Source organism: Vibrio sp. J1-1, assembly GCF_021728395.1.
GTDB lineage: Bacteria > Pseudomonadota > Gammaproteobacteria > Enterobacterales > Vibrionaceae > Vibrio.
Genome location: NZ_JAKKCM010000037.1, coordinates 1 through 2,918, shown reverse-complemented (window position 1 = coordinate 2,918; position 2,918 = coordinate 1). Strand labels below are relative to the sequence as shown.

The 2,918-nt window shown below is 40.5% G+C and carries 3 protein-coding genes; 2 read left to right on the top strand and 1 reads right to left on the bottom strand.

Features of this window, described 5'->3' with window-relative positions:
• Positions 1-253: 253 nt before the first annotated feature.
• Positions 254-991: a hypothetical protein gene (locus L3V31_RS21860; protein WP_083150900.1), complete on the bottom strand. Its 738-nt coding sequence runs from the start codon at positions 989-991 to the stop codon at positions 254-256.
• Positions 992-1,232: 241 nt separating this feature from the next.
• Between L3V31_RS21860 and L3V31_RS21855 the strand changes: the two genes are divergently transcribed.
• Together L3V31_RS21855 and L3V31_RS21845 are read left to right on the top strand one after the other, a co-directional pair.
• Positions 1,233-1,691 carry a hypothetical protein gene (locus L3V31_RS21855; RefSeq protein ID WP_237319315.1) on the top strand — a complete coding sequence of 153 codons (459 nt, stop codon included), beginning with the start codon at positions 1,233-1,235 and terminating at the stop codon, positions 1,689-1,691.
• Positions 1,692-2,539: 848 nt separating this feature from the next.
• Positions 2,540-2,719 carry a DUF3012 domain-containing protein gene (locus L3V31_RS21845; protein WP_237319318.1) on the top strand — a complete coding sequence of 60 codons (180 nt, stop codon included), beginning with the start codon at positions 2,540-2,542 and terminating at the stop codon, positions 2,717-2,719.
• The last annotated feature ends 199 nt before the right edge of the window (positions 2,720-2,918 follow it).

The window sequence follows — 2,918 nt, the reverse complement described above, 5'->3', positions numbered from 1 at the left end:
GCATGTATTACGGATTGAGTGATTCAAGAACTTGGGAAGATAAAGCCAGATTGCCGAAAAACTGGAGCGAATGGCCGGAGAGAAATTAGAGATATGACCCACGAAATTTCTCACTGCGCCTAACGCCCAATTAAGGGGTGAACAACGCCTCCACCCAAACCTAAAGCATTGTGCCATAAACACTAAATTTGAAGTAGAAGTAAAAATGCCAAGCGTTGTGAATCCCTCTTAAATTGCTTGTTAGTTGTTTGGCTCACAGAAAGTGCAATAACAAACGTCCAATAGAGTTAACCAAATCTCGACTATAGATAGCTAGCCATTTATTAGCATCATGATCAAAGTGTGAATCACTAAAGCTATTTCTAGAGTTTGCAATTGCACTGGTAAGTGTAGAAATACTTGTCACCATTTGAACTGGATAACTACCTACTGCTGATAGCTTTGAATCAATGTCTGTGCGAACCAACTTGGACAACGGTATTAAGTCAGTGACATTGCTGCTAGCTGGAACATGTTTCTGAACATAGGATTTATACAACCCCTCCAGACACGTATATGCCAAAGTCATTGCATTGTTGTAGTTTGCCGTATCTATTGCATTGTCAATTTTAGACAGTGTCGAATTGAGTTTATCAGAACTCCACTGATGGTTTGGAATAGTAGCCTTGGGAACAGGGTTACCGTTACCAAACATATATGATCGAAGATCTTGAGCTTCAGTTGGACAATGTGGCTCGACAATATCTATGAAGGCTCGAAATACTTCGAATCGTGTTGATTCATCGAGATTTTTGAGAATGTCCCAGTAAAAATCTCGACGAGTCGTACTCTGTTTCAGCCTGTTCCTTTCTTCAATGTAGAGCGAATAACCTGGCAAGCCAAGGTCAAACTGTTGAACGACCTTAATGAAGGCTGAGCCGCTGTGGTAAGCGGGTGAACCTGTCTTATCCAACATACTGAACAAACGACTATAAGCAGATATCCACTGCATTCAATACTTCCTCTTAAAACAACTAACGCCCGGTTAAGGGGCTAACAACGCTTTACATCAAACTTAAAATTGCCACCTTAAACACTAAAGCCAGTTTGAACTAAAACCGCCAAGCGTTGGTAGTCCCTCTTGAACCGTTTGTTAAATTGATCACAGCCGAAAAAGAAACTTGTAGCATAACCTTGGGTTAGCATTTCACTGCCCTCATTTATTTTCTGTACCATTAACTAAGGAACATGCCATGAATAACGATAAAGTTATGAACGCTCTCTTCGCACAGCAAAGAGCACAAATTATACATATTAAGCGATTGACACCAGACCTGTTACCTAGTTCATATGTCTATGCTTGGATGAAGGGACTATACCCTTTTCTACATGATGGCGATTATAGTGTTCCGGATTATCCACACGAGAATTTTGCAGAACACTTTAAGGTATCGAATGAGTTTGCGACGGAAGTTATCAATTACCTAGATGATCGTTGGTTAAATAATAACAGTCCTACATTCTATGAGCTCGAAGACCAATTCGGTGGCAAAAGTTCGAGGGCTGAGTTGCTTCATATTTGCAGATATGCTTACCTAGATGGTGCATTTGATGAACGACTTTGGGATGCTCTTTTAACTAAAATGAAGCACCCATCTGAAGCTAGCTTGATCACGTCAGAGTTTAACGAAAACAGCTTGTATATTTTATAACTTTATATGATATCTTCGTCACTACAAACCCGTAGTGGCGGGATTGAAAGCAATTTAACGCCCTGCTAAGGGGTGAGCAACGCAATACCGAAGCCACCGAAAACCACCTTAATCACTAAAATCAACGCATAGTAAAAATGCCACGCGTTGCGAATCCCTCTTGAGCAGTTTGTTAGTTTGCAAACCCAAAGCGTTTATTTTACGTTATTTTAAACTTTGCAAACAATAAACTTTATGTGTTTTGATGCACTTAAGTCAGGCGTAGTCTCAAAGCGGCTACTCAATGAAACCACGTGGAACAAACAACGCCGCAGAAAACGAACTAACAACACCAAAAAGCGCTTTTGGAAAACCAATCTCACAATGCGGACTTTCAACAAAGCCACTGAAACCACATGAACTTACCACACCAGAGAAAACGCTATTTCAGCGAGTAGATCGGCTTTTGTACCAACAAACTCAACGAGCAGAGTTTCAGCAAAAAAGTTCGACTCAGGTAACCCAAAAGTCGCCGCACCAAAAAACAAATCAACCGTTGAAACGATGCCAATTTTGAATTTTCACCACGCTAGTTAACACTGAAATTGAACGCCGATACGGACAATTTCAACTTTGAGCATTTACCACTAGATCTTGCGATATAGCTGCGTTTTTCCTCTTGCAAACTAACGCCGCGTTAAGGTGTGACAAGCGTTTGCCACACTTGAGCGAAGCGAAACCGGCAAGCGTTTGGAATCACCCTTAAACGCTTTGTTATATTTGTTGTTCGGTGAACTAACTCTTTGTTATCAATTACTAATAACTTATTTGACATTAACTGATATTACACATTTAATGAATCAAATTATATACGATATGAAAGGAGTTATTATCGTGAAAAGCTACTTAGCTTAGTCTTTGTTTGTTTCGCACTTTCGGCTTGTACTGAAGTCGGCAGCGAAGCGTGGTGTAACGACTTAAAAGAGAAACCAAAAGGTGATTGGTCAGCCAATGAAGCTGCTGACTTCGCTAAGCATTGCATTCTTTAATATCTGAAGTGGTGCTAGAGATTAGCTTATCCTAGCACTGCTACTTCTCAACCCTTAAACTCACCTGCAAATATAACGCCGCGTTAAGTGGTGAACAACGCTACCACCCAGCATAAACCATTGTACCTTAAACACTAAATTCAACTTAAACTGAAATCGCCAAGCGTTGTGAATCCGTCTTAAACGCTTTGTTATGGCG